This window comes from Streptomyces sp. NPDC051684 (assembly GCF_044453445.1).
Taxonomy (GTDB): Bacteria; Actinomycetota; Actinomycetes; order Streptomycetales; family Streptomycetaceae; genus Streptomyces.
The window spans coordinates 26,853-43,193 of the sequence record NZ_JBITCS010000007.1; the positions used below are offsets into that span (position 1 = coordinate 26,853).

The window sequence follows — 16,341 nt, forward strand, 5'->3', positions numbered from 1 at the left end:
TGCCGCCCCGCGAGGCCGCGAGGCCGCGAAGCCGCGCAACCTCGGGCCGCAAGGCAATGGCCCCGGGGCAATGGCCTTTTCCCCCGCCCATCTCCCACCCACCCGCCCCCTCCAGGGGCGTAGGCCCCGTGGGGTTGAGCGCCACGTCACGGTCGACCGCAACCACCTGGGCCCGCCCGGGGCCTGCCCCGGCTCCGCCCCCTGAAGTCAGCCCCCGACACGGCTCCCAACCGGCCGCGACGAGCCGCCACCGCCTCGGACCACCATCCAGGCCCCCTCCCCGGACAGCGGTCCGAACCCACGTTGGCCAACCTGCCGTGAGCACGGCTCCCCACCCGCGAAGGCCCACCGCACCGTGGACAACCTGCCGCCGTCACGGCTCCCCACCGGTGACAGCCGACCGCACCCGCCTCGGGCAATCTGCCCTGGGGACGACTCCCCACCCGCCACGACGACCCGCCACCACCTTGGGCAATCCGCCGCCTGGGGCGGCAGGGTGGGCAAGGCGGCCCCCGGTGCCGCGCAACAGGGACGGCAGGCGCCGACCCCGGGAGAGTGGCCGGGGCCCGGACGACCGGAGCCCCCGGAGGGGGCGGGCGGGTGGGAGACAAGCGGCGGCGATAACCGGCAAGCCGTTACGCCTGCCACACCCGGGCCAGGCAGGCCATCGTGCCTGCCACACCCCGGCCCGGCCGACCAGACCATCGCGCCCCCGTCCTCACCCGCCCCGGCAGGCCGCCGCCCCCGTCACCCGCCCCCGGCCCAGCAGGCCATCCCCTCGCCACGCCCCGGCCTCCCCCACAACCCCGCACCCCCACCGCCCCAACGACAAAGCGGGCCGCACCCGAAGGTGCGGCCCGCCCGGACCGCCCGGTCACTCGGCCGAACCGATCACCCGGCCGACCCACTCACCCGGAGGGCCCGGTCACCCGCTCACCCGGTCGCCCGGTCGCCGGAGGCTGGAAGGCTAGAAGGGCTCGAAGTCGTCGAACTCCTGCTGCGACTCGTCCCGCTCCGCCTGCCGATCGCGCCGACGCTGCGCAGCCGGCCGCGGCGCCTCCATCCGGTGGTCCTCACCACGACGACCGAGCATCTCGGCCCCGGCCATCATCGTCGGCTCCCAGTCGAAGACAACCGCGTTGTCCTCGGGCCCGATCGCGACACCGTCACCGTGCCTGGCGCCCGCCTTCATCAGCTCGTCCTCGACACCGAGACGGCTGAGCCGGTCCGCGAGGTAACCGACGGCCTCGTCGTTGTTGAAGTCGGTCTGGCGCACCCAGCGCTCCGGCTTCTCACCGCGCACGCGGTACAGCGGCTCACCGTCGGAGTCCTCGCGCTTGACGGTGAAGCCCGCGTCGTCCACGGCCTTGGGCCGGATGACGATCCGGGTCGCCTCGTCCTTGGGCTTGGCGGCACGCCCCTCGGCGACCAGCTCGGCGAGCGCGTACGACAGCTCCTTGAGGCCCTTGTGGGCGACGGCGGAGACCTCGAAGACGCGGTAACCGCGCTCCTCCAGGTCGGGCCGCACCATGTCCGCGAGGTCCTGGCCGTCGGGCACGTCGATCTTGTTCAACACCACGAGGCGCGGCCGGTTCTCGAGGCCCGCGCCGTACTCCTTGAGCTCCGCCTCGATGACGTCCAGGTCGGACACCGGGTCGCGGTCGGACTCCAGCGTCGCCGTGTCGAGCACGTGCACGAGGACGCTGCAGCGCTCCACGTGCCGCAGGAACTCCAGACCGAGGCCCTTGCCCTGGCTGGCGCCGGGGATCAGCCCCGGCACGTCCGCGATCGTGTAGACGGTCGCTCCCGCCGTCACCACGCCCAGGTTCGGGACCAGCGTCGTGAACGGGTAGTCCGCGATCTTCGGCTTGGCGGCGCTGAGCACCGAGATCAGCGAGGACTTGCCTGCGCTCGGGTAGCCGACGAGCGCCACGTCCGCGACGGTCTTCAGCTCCAGGAGGACGTCGCCCTCGTCGCCCGGCACACCGAGCAGCGCGAAGCCGGGCGCCTTGCGGCGGGCCGAGGCGAGAGCCGCGTTGCCGAGGCCGCCGCGACCGCCCTGCGCGGCGATGTACGTGGTGCCCTGGCCGACGAGGTCGGCGAGCACATTCCCCTGCTTGTCGAGGACGACCGTGCCGTCGGGCACCGGCAGGACGAGGTCCTGGCCGTCCTTGCCCGAGCGGTTGTCGCCCGCGCCGGGCGCGCCGTTCGTCGCCTTGCGGTGCGGCGAGTGGTGGTAGTCGAGCAGCGTCGTGACGTCCTGGTCGACGACCAGGATCACGTCCCCGCCACGGCCGCCGTTGCCGCCGTCCGGGCCTCCGAGCGGCTTGAACTTCTCCCGGTGGACGGAGGCACAGCCGTGGCCCCCGCTACCCGCGGCGACATGAAGTTCGACGCGGTCCACGAAGGTGGTCATTGGTCAGTGCCTCCAGAAACGTACGGGAATGTCTACAGCTCAACACGCGAAAGGCGGACCCGCTTCCCCAGAAGGGAAGTGAGGTCCGCCTCGCGAAAAAATCCTGGTCAGAAAGCCCTCAGGCGTTTCAGACGACCGGGACGATGTTCACGACCTTACGGCCACGGTGGGTACCGAACTCCACCGCGCCGGCGTCAAGGGCGAACAGCGTGTCGTCCTTGCCGCGGCCGACGCCGTTGCCCGGGTGGAAGTGGGTGCCGCGCTGGCGGACCAGGATCTCACCGGCGTTGACGGCCTGACCGCCGAAGCGCTTCACGCCGAGCCGCTGAGCATTGGAATCGCGCCCGTTCCGAGTGGACGATGCGCCCTTCTTGTGTGCCATCTTGTCTCAGTCCCTTACTTCGCAGCCGTGGGGATACCGGTGACCTTGATCGCCGTGTACTGCTGACGGTGACCCTGGCGACGGCGGTAGCCGGTCTTGTTCTTGTAGCGAAGGATGTCGATCTTCGCGCCCTTGTGGTGGTCCACGACCTCGGCCTGGACCTTGATGCCGGCCAGCACCCACGGGTCGCTGGTCACGGCGTCGCCGTCGACAACGAGCAGCGTAGAGAGCTCTACGGTGTCGCCAACCTTGGCGGTGGGAAGCTTGTCAACCTCAACGATGTCGTCGACAGCAACCTTGTGCTGACGACCACCGCTGCGCACGATGGCGTACACGGATCTCTCTTTTCGCTCGGAACGGAACACCCGCAGTCCAGCCGCACGAGGCGGCCTCTCCTGGATTTCACGAGGAAGCCTGGCGAAAACCGGGAGGAAAAAGGTTTACGGGAGTGAGGCGCATCGATGGACACGCCGACGGTCAAGGTTACGGGTCGCCCCACGTAAGGGCAAACCGGCCCCCTGACCGGCCGACTCACGTGGTCTTGACGGTCTTGACCTCACCGCCCTGCGGCAGCGTCTTGACGCCCTTGCACAGGTTCGTGTTGTCCGAGGTCCCCGGGTACGCGACGCCCCACAGCCTGTCGAAGTGCGTGCGGTACGTGTCGTGCACGGAGTCGTCGTCGATCTTGACGTACGCCTCGTCGTTCTCGCGCAGCGCCGGGTTCGAGGCGTTCTGCGAGCCGGTGAACGTGATCTTGTTGCGCGCCGTCGTACACGCCGTCGATCGCCACGTACTTGGTGTGAATGATGTACGGCGTCGTCGGCGAGGTCCGCGGGTCGTTGTAGCGGCGCACCGGCGGGGCACCGGTGGTGTGCATCGACTTCCAGGTGCCGCTGTCGGACGTCGCGTACTCGATCTGGACCGTGCAGCCCGCCTTCTTCAGCGAGACCAGCTTGTCGGCGATGGCCTGCCGGGTGATCTGGAAGATCGCGGCGCGCACGACCGTCCGCTTCGTGGCGCCGGTCGCCGCGTCCTTGTAGGTACACGAGACGTTGTTGAGCACCGAGTGCAGGGTGTCCGTGGAGTTGGTGGTGCCGGCCCGCGGGAAGAAGTACGCCTTGTAGCGGCCGTTGCTGACCGTGCGGTAGTCCCAGTTCGCCCAGTCCTTGGCGGCCATGTCGTCGAAATAGTCCGCGTAGGCGCCGTACAGGACCTTGTTGTTGGGCAGCTGGAGCGCGTCGTTGAAGAACTTCGTGCTCGCGGACGGCGTGGAGTTCGCCGTGGTCTGCACGACGACGTTCGTGGCGCCCTCGACGGCCGAGAACAGCCAGAACTTGTTGTGCATGATCGACTTCCCGAACTTCGGGTCGCCGAGGCAGGACTTGTTCGTGGGGCACAGCTGCACGAACGACGGGTTGGCGCGGCTGGTGCCGAAGAGCGCGACCAGCTGCGAGTAGACCGTGTTGTCCGGCCGGTCGGTCTTGCTGGTCGAGTCGAGCAGGATCTGCACGCGCACGCCGCGGTCCCTGGCCCGCTTCAACGCGTCGACGATCGTCTGCTCCCACACGTGGAAGACGGCGACCTTGATGGTCGAGCCGGGCAGCGCCGCGTCGGTCAGCTCGACGAGCCGGGTACGGATGGCGTACTGCTGCTCGGGCGTGCCCAGCGGATCGTTGAAGATCGGCCCCTCGGTCCAGGTCCGTGCCCCGTCCGCCTGCGCGGTTCCCCCGGCCGCCACCGCCTGGACCCCGGCCGCGGACAGCACAGTGGCCAGGGCCACCATCTGCCGTCCGCCCTTGGCCGGCTTCTCGGCACGGTGTCTGCCCGTGCCTCTGAGACGCACGTGCGCATCGCATTCCCTCCCCTGACACGAGTACGCGCCTCCCCAACGCCCACCCATGTCCTTCACTTGTATGACTGCATGAGTTTTACAGGCGGTTGGCCGTGATCCAAGAAACGGGGTGCACATCACGTGGTCGTTCGCGGCCTCCCGTGTGCACCGCGAACGACGACGCCCCCGCACAGCGCTGCTGTGCGGGGGCGTCGCTGCCCTGTACGGGCGGAGCCTCAGGCCTCGTCGGCCGCGGCCGAGACGGACGGCAGCGACTGCTGCTCGGCCGCCGCGGTCTTCTTCGCGGTCGTCTTCTTGGCCGTCGTCTTCTTGGCGGCGGTCTTCTTGGCGGCGGTCTTCTTCGCCGCCGTCGCCTTCTTGGCCGTCGCCTTCTTGGCGGCGGTCTTCTTGGCCGCCGTCTTCTTGGCGGGCGCCTCGTCCGCGGCCGTCTCGTCCGCGGCCGGCTCGGTCGCAGCCGACTCGGTCGCGGTCTTCTTGGCGGCCGTCTTCTTGGTGGCGGCCTTCTTCGCCGTCGCCTTCTTGGCCGTCTTGCGGGCGGCCTTCTTGGCGGCGGGCGCCTCCTCGGCCTGCTCCGGAGCGGCGTCCTGGGCGGGTGCCTCGTCCGCGGCCGACGGGACGACCACGACGGTCGGGTCACCGGCGGTGGTCGGGGCGGTCGCCTTGCGGACGGCGCGACGGCGCGGGCGGGCCGGGGCCGCGGCCTCGGTCGCCTCCGCCTTCGGCTCCTCCGGCTCGGCGGCCTTCGGCTCCTGGACGGGCTCGGCCTTGACCGGCTCCGTGACGGTCACCGCGGCGGCCTCGTCGGACGACGCCTTCGGGGAACCGGCGGGAGCGGTCGCCTTGCGCGTGGCACGGCGGCGCGGGCGCGGCGCGGGGGCCTCGTCCTGCACCGGCTCGGGCGCGACGGCCTCGACCGGCTCCACGGCCTTCGGCTCCTCGACGACCGGCTCGGGCGCCGGAGCCTCGGCCTCGGCGGCCCTGCGCTCCGCGGCCCGCTCGGCCTTCGACTTCCGGCCGGACCGCGCCGGCTTCTCGGCCTCCGGGGCGCCGGCCGGGGCCGACACACGGCGCGTGGCACGGCGGCGCGAGCGGCCGCGGCTGCCCGCAGCGGCCTCCGCTTCGGCGGCGCTGGAGTACAGCTCCTCGTCCGGGACGAACTCCGGCTCGGGCAGCGCCGCGGGGGCCGCGGCCTCCGCGGCGACCTCGGCCTCGGTCTCCGTCTCGGGCTCGGTCGCGGTCTGCTCCACGGCCGGGGTCTCGTGCGTCTCGTGCTGGTGCTCGCCGTTGCCGCCGCGGCCGCGCTTCTTGCGCTTGCCGCCGCCACCGCCGGAGGCGGGCTGCTCCATGTGGACGATGACGCCACGACCGTTGCAGTGCACGCAGGTCTCGGAGAAGGACTCCAGGAGGCCCTGGCCGACGCGCTTGCGGGTCATCTGGACCAGGCCCAGCGAGGTGACCTCGGCGACCTGGTGCTTCGTACGGTCCCTGCCCAGGCATTCGAGCAGGCGCCGCAGGACCAGGTCCCGGTTGGACTCCAGGACCATGTCGATGAAGTCGATGACGACGATGCCGCCCAGGTCGCGCAGCCGCAGCTGGCGCACGATCTCCTCGGCCGCCTCCAGGTTGTTCCTGGTCACGGTCTCTTCGAGGTTGCCGCCCTGGCCGGTGAACTTACCGGTGTTGACGTCGACCACGATCATGGCCTCGGTCTTGTCGATCACCAGGGAGCCGCCCGAGGGCAGCCACACCTTGCGGTCGAGCGCCTTGGCGAGCTGCTCGTCGATCCGGTACGTCGCGAAGACGTCGACCTCGGACGTCCACTTGGACAGCCGGTCGGAGAGGTCGGGCGCCACGTGGTTGACGTAGCCGTGGATGGTGTCCCACGCCTCGTCACCGCTGACGATGACCTTGGAGAAGTCCTCGTTGAAGATGTCGCGCACGACGCGGACGGTCATGTCCGGCTCGCCGTACAGCAGGCTCGGCGACGAGGTCGAGATCTGCTTGGACTTCTTCTGGATGTCCTCCCACTGGGCCTGCAGACGCTCGACGTCGCGGCGCAGCTCGTCCTCGCTCGCGCCCTCGGCGGCGGTGCGCACGATGACGCCCGCGTCCTCGGGGACGATCTTCTTGAGGATGGTCTTCAGGCGCGCGCGCTCGGTGTCGGGCAGCTTGCGGCTGATGCCGGTCATCGAGCCCTCGGGCACGTAGACCAGGTAGCGGCCGGGCAGCGAGACCTGGCTGGTCAGGCGGGCGCCCTTGTGGCCGATCGGGTCCTTGGTGACCTGCACGAGCACGGACTGGCCGGACTTGAGAGCGGTCTCGATGCGGCGCGGCCCGTTGGCCATGCCGAGCGCCTCGAAGTTGACCTCACCGGCGTACAGGACCGCGTTGCGGCCCTTGCCGATGTCGATGAAAGCGGCCTCCATCGACGGCAGCACGTTCTGGACCTTGCCCAGGTAGACGTTGCCGACGTACGAGGTCGACTGCTCCTTGTTGACGTAGTGCTCGACGAGGATGTCGTCCTCGAGCACGCCGATCTGGGTGCGCTCGCCGTGCTGGCGGACCACCATCACACGCTCGACGGCCTCGCGGCGCGCCAGGAACTCGGCCTCGGTGATGATCGGGACGCGGCGGCGACCCTGCTCACGGCCCTCGCGGCGGCGCTGCTTCTTGGCCTCCAGACGCGTGGAGCCCTTGATGGACTGCACCTCGTCCGAGGACGTCGAGCGCTCGGCCTTCTCTTCCTTCTTGCGCGGCTCGCGGACCTTGACGACCGTGCGCTCCGGGTCGTCCGTCGGCTGCTCGCCGTCGGAGGAGCTGTCCCCGGCGCGGCGGCGCCGACGACGACGGCGACGGCTGCTGCTGGAGCCGCCGGAACCGCCGGCCTCGTCGCGCTGCTCGTCGGAGTCGGCACGGTCGTCGTCCGCCTCCGCGGCGGCCGGCTCGGCGTCCTCGTCGGAGGCGCCGGACTCGTGCTCGTTCTCGTTCTCGGTGTCGTTCTCGGTGTCGTTGTCGACGTCGCCGGGCTCGCCGCGACGGCGGCGGCGGCCACCACGACGACGGCGGCGGGCCGGGCGGTCCCCGTGCTCGTCCTGCTCGTCGTTCTCGCCATTCTCCTCGGCCCGCTGGTCCTGGGCCTCGGTCTCGGCGGCGGCCTCGGGGGCCTCGGCCTCCTTGGGCGCCTCGGCAGCGGCGGGCTGCTCGTCGGAGGCGCGACGGCGGCGGCGGTTGCGGCGCGGCCCCAGCTCCTCCTCGACGACCGCGGGGGTCGGCTCGGGCTCGGGCTGCTGCTCGACAGCGGCCTCGGCCGCGGCAGCGGCGGCGGCCCGCTCCGGCGTCTGGAACATCGGCTCGGTGAAGACGGGTGCCTGGAACGTGGCGACGGAGGCGCGCTTCGGGCGCGTCTCGTCGTCCTGCGCGTCCCGGCCGGCCCGCGCCGGCTTCGATCCGGACCTGGCGGACTTCGTGGCCTTGGTGGCCTTCGGCTCGGCGAAGCCGCCGGCGGCCTTGCGGGTGGCGCGGCGCCTGCGGCGCGGCGACTCGTCCTCGGTGCTCTCGGCGTTGTCGGCGCTCGGCGTGGTCTCGGCCTCGGTCGACTCCGCGGCGATGGCGTCGGAGACCTCGGGGGGACCGGCGGGCGCGCTCGGCGCGGCGGCGCCACGGGTGGCACGGCGGCGGTTGCGGCGCGGCGCCGAGCCCTCGTCGGCGACCGGCTCCGGCTCGGCGGCGGGTGCCGCGGCCTCGGCGTGCGGCTCCTCGGCGGGGGCGGCCTCGGCGGCCGGGGTGTCCGGGGTCGACACGGTGCGGGTGGCGCGGCGACGGCCGCGGCGCGGGGCCGCGGGCTCCTCGGCGGCGGCCGGCTCCGGCGCGGCGGCGGGCTCGGCGGGCTCCGCCGTCACGGTCGTCGTCCCGGCCTGCTCGGCGGGTGCACCGGCGGGCGCGGAGGCGCGTCGGGTCGCGCGGCGGCGCGGGCGGGCGGCGGGCGCCGGGGCCTCGGCGGCCGGGGAAGTCTCGGGGGTCTCGACGGGCGCCTCGTCGGCGGCCGGAGTCGGGGTGGCGGTGGCCGGTATGGCCACAGCGGCGTCCTCGGTGGCGGCGGCGGTCGCTCCGACCGGCGGGCCCGCGGGGCGCGACGCGGCCCGGCGCCGACGGCGCGGGGGCAGGGTGTCGCTGGGGCTGTCCAGCTCAGGGTTGGTGGGTTCGGTCTCGGGCATGCGGGTGGATCTCCCGTCGGGCCTCCGGGCGCCGCGCCTGATCCGTGACCGGTGACGTCTGCGGCTCACGCGCATCGAGTCGAGCGCGGTGCCGCCGGTCCGGGGCGCGGGCGCCGCACGGAGGCTCTCTGTCTGTTCTCGCCGGTTCCGGTACGCGATGTACGTACGGCCTGGCGAAAGTCCTTGGGTGGGTGCGCTGCCCGACCCAGATGGCTCCCGAGTACGAGGGCGGCGCTACGACGACCGCCTTACGCGGGACCTTCCACGGCAGGCGCCGTCGCGGTGGCAGTGCCTGCGGCCGCCTTTTGTGGGGCGGCCCGGTCTGCCTCGCGGTCGAGCGCGAGCGGGTCGGTCACCGTGCCTGTCTCTTCGTCGAAAAGCCCCTGCGCCAGCCTGGTCACCGCTGCGGGGACCGGCGGCGCCAGGTCGGCCACGGCGCGGAGACCGGACAGGACGTCGTCGGGTCGTACGGCAGGCGTCACGTGCCGAACAACCAGCCGCAGTATCGCACAGGGCGCGTCGCTGGGCCTATCAGCCGGACCAGCCGAAACGTCGGAGACCTCGATCGCGTCCAGGCTGACGACGGCCTCGCGGGCGTCGAACGTCCGGATCCCGCTCTTTGTCTTCCTCTGTACCTCGACGGTCTCCGCGGCGCGGAACGCCTCCGCGGCGCGCTCGGCCTCCTCGACGCTCACGCCGTCCAGCCGCAGCTCCCACACGGAGGCGGTGAGCCGGTCGGCGAGGCCCGAGGTGCGGGCCTCGACGGCGTCCACGATGTCGAGGCCCGTGGGCATCGACTCGTCGAGGAGCTGCCGGAGCTTCTCGGGATCGCGCGGCGCGGTGAGCGCGATCTCCAGGTACTCGGCCTCACTGCCCGTGCCGGTGGGTGCGGCATTGGCGTAGGACACCTTCGGGTGCGGCGTGAACCCCGCCGAGTACGCCATGGGTACCTCGGCGCGGCGCAACGCACGCTCGAAGGCGCGCTGAAAGTCACGGTGGCTGGTGAACCGGAGGCGGCCGCGCTTGGTGTAGCGCAGTCGGATGCGCTGCACCGCGGGTGCGGGCGGCGGGCCTACGGGCTGTCGCTTGCCCAGTGTCCTAATCCTTCGTGAGTGCGGTCGTACTGCTCCCAAGACTACGTCCCTGTGGGCCGCCCGGTTCCCGCCGGTCGGCGACCCGCGGTTCCGGTGCCGGGCCGAAGAGCAGCCGTCGCACGTCGGCCCGCGCCTGCCGCGCCGCGGCGCGCACGCTCGCGGCCACCCGCCCGACGGGTCGCAGCACGTAGTCGCGCACGACGTGCCCGACCGGGGTGAGCACGGTGCGGTACACCCAGCGCAGCGGATCCACGATCAGCCACCGCAGCGCCCGGCCGACGGCACGGGAGACGTACCCGGCGATCCGCCACGCGACGCACAGCGCGTCCCAGATCTCGCGCAGCACCACGCCGAGCGCGCGGCCGATCGGGGCGAGCACGTACGTCCACAGGGCGACCAGCGGCACGCCGACCAACACCCGTACCAGCCAGGCCAGTCCATGGCCGAGCGGGACCAACACGTGGTCCCGCAGCGCCCTTCCGACGGGCGCGAGAACATGGACGTACAGCCACACCGCGGGGACCACCAGCAACACCCGGCCGAGCCAGGCGAGTCCGCGCCCGACGGGTGCGAGCACGTAGCGCCACAGCATCAGGCACGGCCACACAAGCAGCCCGTACAGCACCCAGCCGATCGCCCGCGCGAGCGGCAGCAGCAGCCACCGGCCGACGAAGCGGCCGACCGCCACGAGCGCGTCCCACACGAGCCGCAGGGGCACCACGACGACGACCATCACGATCCGCAGCGGCAGCCGGATCGCGGTCACGAGGCAGCCCTCGGCGGCGGGGTCGGGGCGCTTTTCCATGTCCATGTCTCTCCAGACGCGCGGGGTGCCGTCTCGGATGCACCCCTGCATGGCCGATTCGGGCTCGTACGTCGTATGTTCGGGGCAGTCCGCAATATCGCGGTTGTGCCTTTAGGGGGAGGAATCACGCATGATCACACTCACCAAGGAAGACGGCCCCGCCGACCTGGACGGGGTGACCCACCTGTCCATCGGAGTGTCCTGGGACCCCACCGCCGGCAGCAGCGGGGGCGTCCTCGGCGCGCTGCGCCGCAAGCAGGGCACGGACCTCGACCTGATCGCCATCGCGATGCAGGGCGCTGATCCGGTGCGCCTCGCGGGCCTCGACTCGCTGGACCCGATGGGCAACGGCTCGCTCGTCCACAGCGGCGACAACCAGACCGGCAAGGGCGACGGCGACGACGAGACGGTCACCGTCGAGTTCTCCCGGCTGCCGCAGCAGATCACGTCGATCGTGTTCGTGGCGGCCGCGTACAAGAAGGGCAGCTCGTTCCAGAAGGCCCGCAACATCAGCTTCAAGGTCTACGACGCGACGGGCGGCAGCTCCCAGCAGGTCGCCGACATCTGGCCGAGCCTGATGACCAATGACAACGGCTGCGCGGTCGCCAAGGCCATGCGCGTGGGCAGCTCCTGGAAGCTGGAAGTGATCAACACGCCCGGCAAGATCAAGCAGGGCGACGAGCACGCACTGATGCGTTTCGCGGCCAGCAAGTAGGGCCCAAGTGGCATGAAGGGGCGGCCGGTTGGAGAACCGGCCGCCCCTTCGTGCTCGCGTCCTACTTGACGACCGTCAGCGGCAGCAGCTGCTTGCCCGTCGGGCCGATCTGGATGTTCGTGTCCATCGCCGGACAGACGCCGCAGTCGAAGCACGGGGTCCAGCGGCAGTCGTCGACCTCGGTCTCGTCGAGCGCGTCCTGCCAGTCCTCCCAGAGCCAGTCCTTGTCGAGACCGGAGTCCAGGTGGTCCCAGGGCAGGACCTCCTCGTACGTGCGCTCGCGCGTCGTGTACCAGTCGACGTCCACGCCGTACTCGGGCAGCGTCTTGGCGGCGCAGGCCATCCAGCGGTCGTAGCTGAAGTACTCGCGCCAGCCGTCGAAGCGGCCGCCGTCCTCGTAGACGGCGCGGATGACGGAGCCGATGCGGCGGTCGCCGCGGGAGAGCAGGCCCTCGACGATGCCGGGCTTGCCGTCGTGGTAGCGGAAGCCGATGGAGCGGCCGTACTTCTTGTCGCCGCGGATCTTGTCGCGGAGCTTGGCCAGGCGCTCGTCCGTCTCCGTGGAGCTGAGCTGCGGCGCCCACTGGAACGGGGTGTGCGGCTTCGGGACGAATCCGCCGATCGACACCGTGCAGCGGATGTCGTTGCCCGCGACCTCGCGGCCCTTGGCGATCACGTTCGCCGCCATGTCCGCGATCTGCAGGACGTCCTCATCGGTCTCGGTGGGCAGGCCGAGCATGAAGTACAGCTTCACCTGGCGCCAGCCGTTGCCGTACGCGGTCGCGACCGTACGGATCAGGTCCTCTTCGGAGACCATCTTGTTGATGACCTTGCGCATGCGCTCACTGCCGCCCTCGGGGGCGAAGGTGAGGCCCGAGCGGCGGCCGTTGCGCGTCAGCTCGTTGGCGAGGTCGATGTTGAAGGCGTCCACGCGGGTCGACGGGAGGGACAGACCGATCTTGTCCTCCTCGTACCGGTCCGCCAGGCCCTTGGCCACTTCGCCGATCTCGGAGTGGTCGGCGCTCGACAGCGAGAGGAGGCCGACCTCCTCGAAGCCGGTCGCCTTGAGGCCCTTGTCGACCATCTCGCCGATGCCGGTGATGCTTCGCTCCCGCACGGGGCGCGTGATCATGCCGGCCTGGCAGAAGCGGCAGCCGCGGGTGCAGCCGCGGAAGATCTCCACGGACATCCGCTCGTGGACGGTCTCCGCGAGCGGCACGAGGGGCTGCTTCGGGTACGGCCACTCGTCGAGGTCCATGACGGTGTGCTTGGACACCCGCCACGGCACACCGCTCCGGTTGGGAACGACGCGGCCGATGCGGCCGTCCGGCAGGTACTCGACGTCGTAGAAGCCCGGAATGTAGACGCTGCCGGTCTTCGCGAGGCGGAGCAGGACCTCCTCGCGTCCGCCGGGACGGCCCTCGGCCTTCCACTGGCGGATGATCTCGGTCATGTCGAGCACGGCCTGCTCGCCGTCGCCGATGATCGCCGCGTCGATGAAGTCGGCGATCGGCTCGGGGTTGAAGGCCGCGTGGCCGCCCGCGAGGACGATCGGGTCCTCCACCGTGCGGTCCTTGGACTCCAGCGGGATGCCGGCCAGGTCGAGCGCGGTCAGCATGTTCGTGTAGCCGAGCTCGGTGGAGAAGCTGAGTCCGAAGACGTCGAAGGCCTTCACCGGGCGGTGGCTGTCGACCGTGAACTGCGGGACCTCGTGCTTGCGCATGAGTTCCTCGAGGTCCGGCCAGACGCTGTAGGTGCGCTCCGCGAGGACGCCCTGGCGCTCGTTGAGCACCTCGTAGAGGATCATGACGCCCTGGTTGGGCAGACCGACCTCGTACGCGTCCGGGTACATGAGCGCCCAGCGGACGTCGCACTCCTCCCACGGCTTGACCGTGGAGTTCAGCTCACCGCCGACGTACTGGATCGGCTTCTGCACATGCGGCAGCAAGGCTTCGAGCTGCGGAAAGACAGACTCCACCGGCGAGGCGGCGGGTTCGGCAGACATAACCGTTGACCTTCGTGAGCTGACAGGGGTGACCATCAAGCCTAACCCGCCGAAAGGTCCGCCTCCGCCGCCCGCCCCCAGACCTCCGGCAGCTCCCGCTCCCGGTCCGCCGCGGCCGCCTGTTCCTGGCCGTACAGCAGGCCCCAGGTGAAGGCGGTCTCCCCCGCCGCGTTCGCCTGGATCGCCAGGTCGCGCAGGGCCTCGCGGGCGACCACGCTGTCCTGGTGGTCGCCGAGCACGGACTGGACCGCCTTCATCCGCTTGGCGAACCGCTTGGCCTGCTTGCCGAGGACGGGGGTCGCGGCCTCGCCCGCGTACCGGGCGCGCTTGGCGGCCTTGCGGGCGTCGTGCATCGCGACGTCGCGGTCGTGGCCCGGGGGCAGCGACAGGGCGTGCTCGATGCGCGTCGCGAGGCGGGCGTGGTCCTTGAGGGCGGCCTTGGCGAGGACCTTGACCGCGGGGCGCCCGGCCGCCTTCTCCCGCAGCGGCGGATCGGCGAGCAGCGCGTCGAGGGCCTTCAGGAGCTCCAGGTAGCGCTTGCCGTCGAGCACGGCGACCGTGTGCCGGCGCGAGCCGTGGCGGCGGGCGACGGCCCAGATGCGCAGCCGGCCGCGGACGGGGCCGAGCAGCAGGGTGCGGGGCACGGCGTCCAGCCGGCCGGTGAGCCGTTCGGTGAGCACCTCGCGGTCCCGGTCGATGCCCAGCTCCCCGGCGAGCCACTTCAGCTCCTCGCCGACGGGTTCGGTGACGGCCGGGTCGAGCACCTTCTTGTACGTCTTGAACGCGCTGCGCATCCGGCGGGTGGCCACCCGCATCTGGTGCACGGAGTCCGGCAGGTCGCGGCGTACGGCGGGGTCGAGCTCGACGAGGGCGTCGCGCTGGGCGCGCAGATGGGCGAGGACGTGGTCGCCCGCGGTGTCGCCCGTGTCGGACGCCGTGTGTTCCGTACGCCGTGCGGCCCCGGTCTCCTCCAGGGCGCGGGCCAGCTTGGAGGCGGAGCCGGAGCGTTCGACGCCGGCCTTGCGCAGGCGCTTCTCGACCTTGCCGAGGAAGTCCGGGTCGGCACCGTCCGCCAGTTCGACCTCGATCTCGGTCCAGGCGGTGGTGCGCTCCCCGTCGGCCCGCTCGGCGCGGACGGCGTCGACGCACACCTCGGCGAGGAGCGTGCCGTCGGCGCCGGTCAGATGGGACACGTCCCGCGACGAGCGGAGCCGGACGACGGGGACGAGCTCGTCGCCGCGGACCCGGGAGCGGACGAGGCCCGCGAGGGCGCGCGGCAGATTGGCGGAGGGCGGTGCCTGCACCTCGTCGCGGACGCCCTCGCTCAGCGCGACCGGCAGTTTCAGGTGCCAGCCCGCGTCGTCGCCGCCGCTGCGGCGGCGCAGGGTGATCCGGTCCGTGGCGAGGCGCTGGTCCTCGGTGTCGTAGTAGACGGCGTCGAGTTCGACGACGCCCTTGTCGATGACGGCCGATACGCCGGGGACCTTGAGCAGGTCGGGCAGCCGGAAGTGGTCGGTCGGGGCGTCGTACTTTCGCTCGATCTCGCGCTTTGTCTCCGCCATAACCTGAATTTAGGCGTCTGCGGCGATGGGGCCAAGGTCTCGGGGCTCCGCCCCGGACCCCGCGCCTCAATCGCCGGCGGGGCTTGATTTGCCCGACTCACGCCGACATCGGTCGTTGCACCTTGATCGATTGCAGTAGCCCGACCGCCACCCACACCGCGAACATCGACGAACCGCCGTACGAGACGAACGGGAGGGGGAGGCCCGCCACCGGCATGATGCCGAGGGTCATGCCGACGTTCTCGAAGGCCTGGAAGGCGAACCAGGCGATGATGCCCGCCGCGACGATCGTGCCGTACAGCTCGGTCGTACCGCGCGCGATCTTGCAGGCCCGCCACAGCACGACGCCGAGCAGCAGCAGGATCAGGCCCGCGCCCAGGAAGCCGAGCTCCTCGCCGGCCACCGTGAACACGAAGTCGGTCTGCTGCTCCGGCACGAACTGGCCGGTGGTCTGCGAGCCGTGGAAGAGGCCCGCGCCGGAGAGGCCGCCCGAGCCGATCGCGATGCGCGCCTGGTTGGTGTTGTAGCCGACGCCCGCCGGGTCGAGCGCCGGGTTGGCGAAGGCCGCGAACCGGGCGATCTGGTAGTCGTCCAGGACGCCCAGCTTCCAGACCGCCACCGCGCCCGCCGCGCCGACACCGATCAGCCCGAGCACCCACCGGTTCGAGGCGCCCGACGCGAGCAGCACGCCGAGCACGATCATCACCATCACCATGACGGACCCGAGGTCCGGCATCAGCATGACGATCAGCATCGGGACGGCGGCGAGCCCGAGGGCCTGAAGCACCGTGCGGTGATCGGGGTGCTCCCGGTCCCCCGCGTCGACGCGGGTCGCCAGGATCATCGCCATGCCCAGGATGATCGTGATCTTCACGAACTCGGAGGGCTGGAGCGAGAATCCGCCGCCGACCACGATCCAGGCATGCGCCCCGTTCACGGTCGCGCCGAGCGGGGTGAGCACGAGGAGGACCAGGAAGACGGAGATGCCGTAGAGGATCGGCACGGCCGTGCGCAGCGTCCGGTGGCCGAGCCAGACCGTGCCCGCCATCAGCGCGACGCCGATGCCGGTGTTCAGCAGGTGCCGGAACAGGAAGTAGTACGGGTCGCCCTGGTTGAGCTCGGTCCTGTTGCGGGTTGCCGAGTAGACGAGCGCGGCGCCGATGAACGACAGCGCGATCGCCGAGAGCAGTATCGGCCAGTCGAGCCTGCGCACCACCGAGTCGCGGGCCATGAGTCGCGTCATGGTGGAACGCTGCGGCCCGTAGCCGGAGACGGAGAAGCCGTTGCCGGTCACCG

The 16,341-nt window shown here is 71.4% G+C and carries 11 protein-coding genes and 1 pseudogene; 1 reads left to right on the forward strand and 11 read right to left on the reverse strand.

Translation table 11 applies throughout. The annotated features are described in order from the left end of the window. Nucleotides 1–967 precede the first annotated feature (967 nt). The 8 genes and pseudogenes from obgE to ACIA8D_RS10715 all read right to left on the reverse strand — a co-directional run bounded on the left by obgE (nucleotide 968) and on the right by ACIA8D_RS10715 (nucleotide 10,769). The gene (obgE, locus tag ACIA8D_RS10680) at nucleotides 968–2,416 is read right to left on the reverse strand and encodes a GTPase ObgE (RefSeq protein WP_399230719.1); all 1,449 of its coding nucleotides are present in this window, start codon (nucleotides 2,414–2,416) and stop codon (nucleotides 968–970) included. Between the two features lie 127 nt (nucleotides 2,417–2,543). Continuing rightward, nucleotides 2,544–2,798, reverse strand: a complete 255-nt coding sequence (gene rpmA, locus ACIA8D_RS10685) for a 50S ribosomal protein L27 (protein ID WP_266719696.1) — start codon at nucleotides 2,796–2,798, stop codon at nucleotides 2,544–2,546. A gap of 14 nt (nucleotides 2,799–2,812) precedes the next feature. Further along, nucleotides 2,813–3,133: a 50S ribosomal protein L21 gene (rplU, locus tag ACIA8D_RS10690; RefSeq protein WP_326024203.1), complete on the reverse strand. Its 321-nt coding sequence runs from the start codon at nucleotides 3,131–3,133 to the stop codon at nucleotides 2,813–2,815. Between the two features lie 196 nt (nucleotides 3,134–3,329). Then, complete coding sequence (locus ACIA8D_RS10695; RefSeq protein ID WP_399231056.1) at nucleotides 3,330–3,662, reverse strand: phospholipase D-like domain-containing protein; 333 nt, start codon at nucleotides 3,660–3,662, stop codon at nucleotides 3,330–3,332. Between the two features lie 373 nt (nucleotides 3,663–4,035). Further along, a pseudogene (locus ACIA8D_RS10700) lies at nucleotides 4,036–4,767 on the reverse strand (phospholipase D-like domain-containing protein); the annotation flags it as partial. Between the two features lie 98 nt (nucleotides 4,768–4,865). Further along, nucleotides 4,866–8,864 carry a ribonuclease E/G gene (locus tag ACIA8D_RS10705; RefSeq protein WP_399230721.1) on the reverse strand — a complete coding sequence of 1,333 codons (3,999 nt, stop codon included), beginning with the start codon at nucleotides 8,862–8,864 and terminating at the stop codon, nucleotides 4,866–4,868. 248 nt (nucleotides 8,865–9,112) lie between these two features. After that, a complete protein-coding gene (locus ACIA8D_RS10710) occupies nucleotides 9,113–9,916 on the reverse strand; it encodes a TIGR03936 family radical SAM-associated protein (protein ID WP_399230722.1) in 804 nt (267 codons plus the stop codon). Between the two features lie 46 nt (nucleotides 9,917–9,962). After that, entirely contained in the window at nucleotides 9,963–10,769 is an 807-nt protein-coding gene (locus ACIA8D_RS10715; RefSeq protein WP_399230723.1) for a hypothetical protein, read from the reverse strand. 124 nt (nucleotides 10,770–10,893) lie between these two features. Here ACIA8D_RS10715 and ACIA8D_RS10720 point away from each other — a divergent pair, with 124 nt between their 5' ends. After that, complete coding sequence (locus ACIA8D_RS10720; protein WP_399230724.1) at nucleotides 10,894–11,478, forward strand: TerD family protein; 585 nt, start codon at nucleotides 10,894–10,896, stop codon at nucleotides 11,476–11,478. Nucleotides 11,479–11,539: 61 nt separating this feature from the next. Here ACIA8D_RS10720 and ACIA8D_RS10725 read toward each other — a convergent pair whose 3' ends face one another. From ACIA8D_RS10725 to rodA, 3 genes are all read right to left on the reverse strand, one after another. Continuing rightward, the gene (locus tag ACIA8D_RS10725; RefSeq protein ID WP_399230727.1) at nucleotides 11,540–13,483 is read right to left on the reverse strand and encodes a TIGR03960 family B12-binding radical SAM protein; all 1,944 of its coding nucleotides are present in this window, start codon (nucleotides 13,481–13,483) and stop codon (nucleotides 11,540–11,542) included. 41 nt (nucleotides 13,484–13,524) lie between these two features. Then, the gene (locus tag ACIA8D_RS10730; RefSeq protein WP_399230730.1) at nucleotides 13,525–15,045 is read right to left on the reverse strand and encodes a CHAD domain-containing protein; all 1,521 of its coding nucleotides are present in this window, start codon (nucleotides 15,043–15,045) and stop codon (nucleotides 13,525–13,527) included. A gap of 97 nt (nucleotides 15,046–15,142) precedes the next feature. Further along, nucleotides 15,143–16,339: a rod shape-determining protein RodA gene (rodA, locus tag ACIA8D_RS10735; RefSeq protein WP_399230732.1), complete on the reverse strand. Its 1,197-nt coding sequence runs from the start codon at nucleotides 16,337–16,339 to the stop codon at nucleotides 15,143–15,145. Between the last annotated feature and the right edge of the window lie 2 nt (nucleotides 16,340–16,341).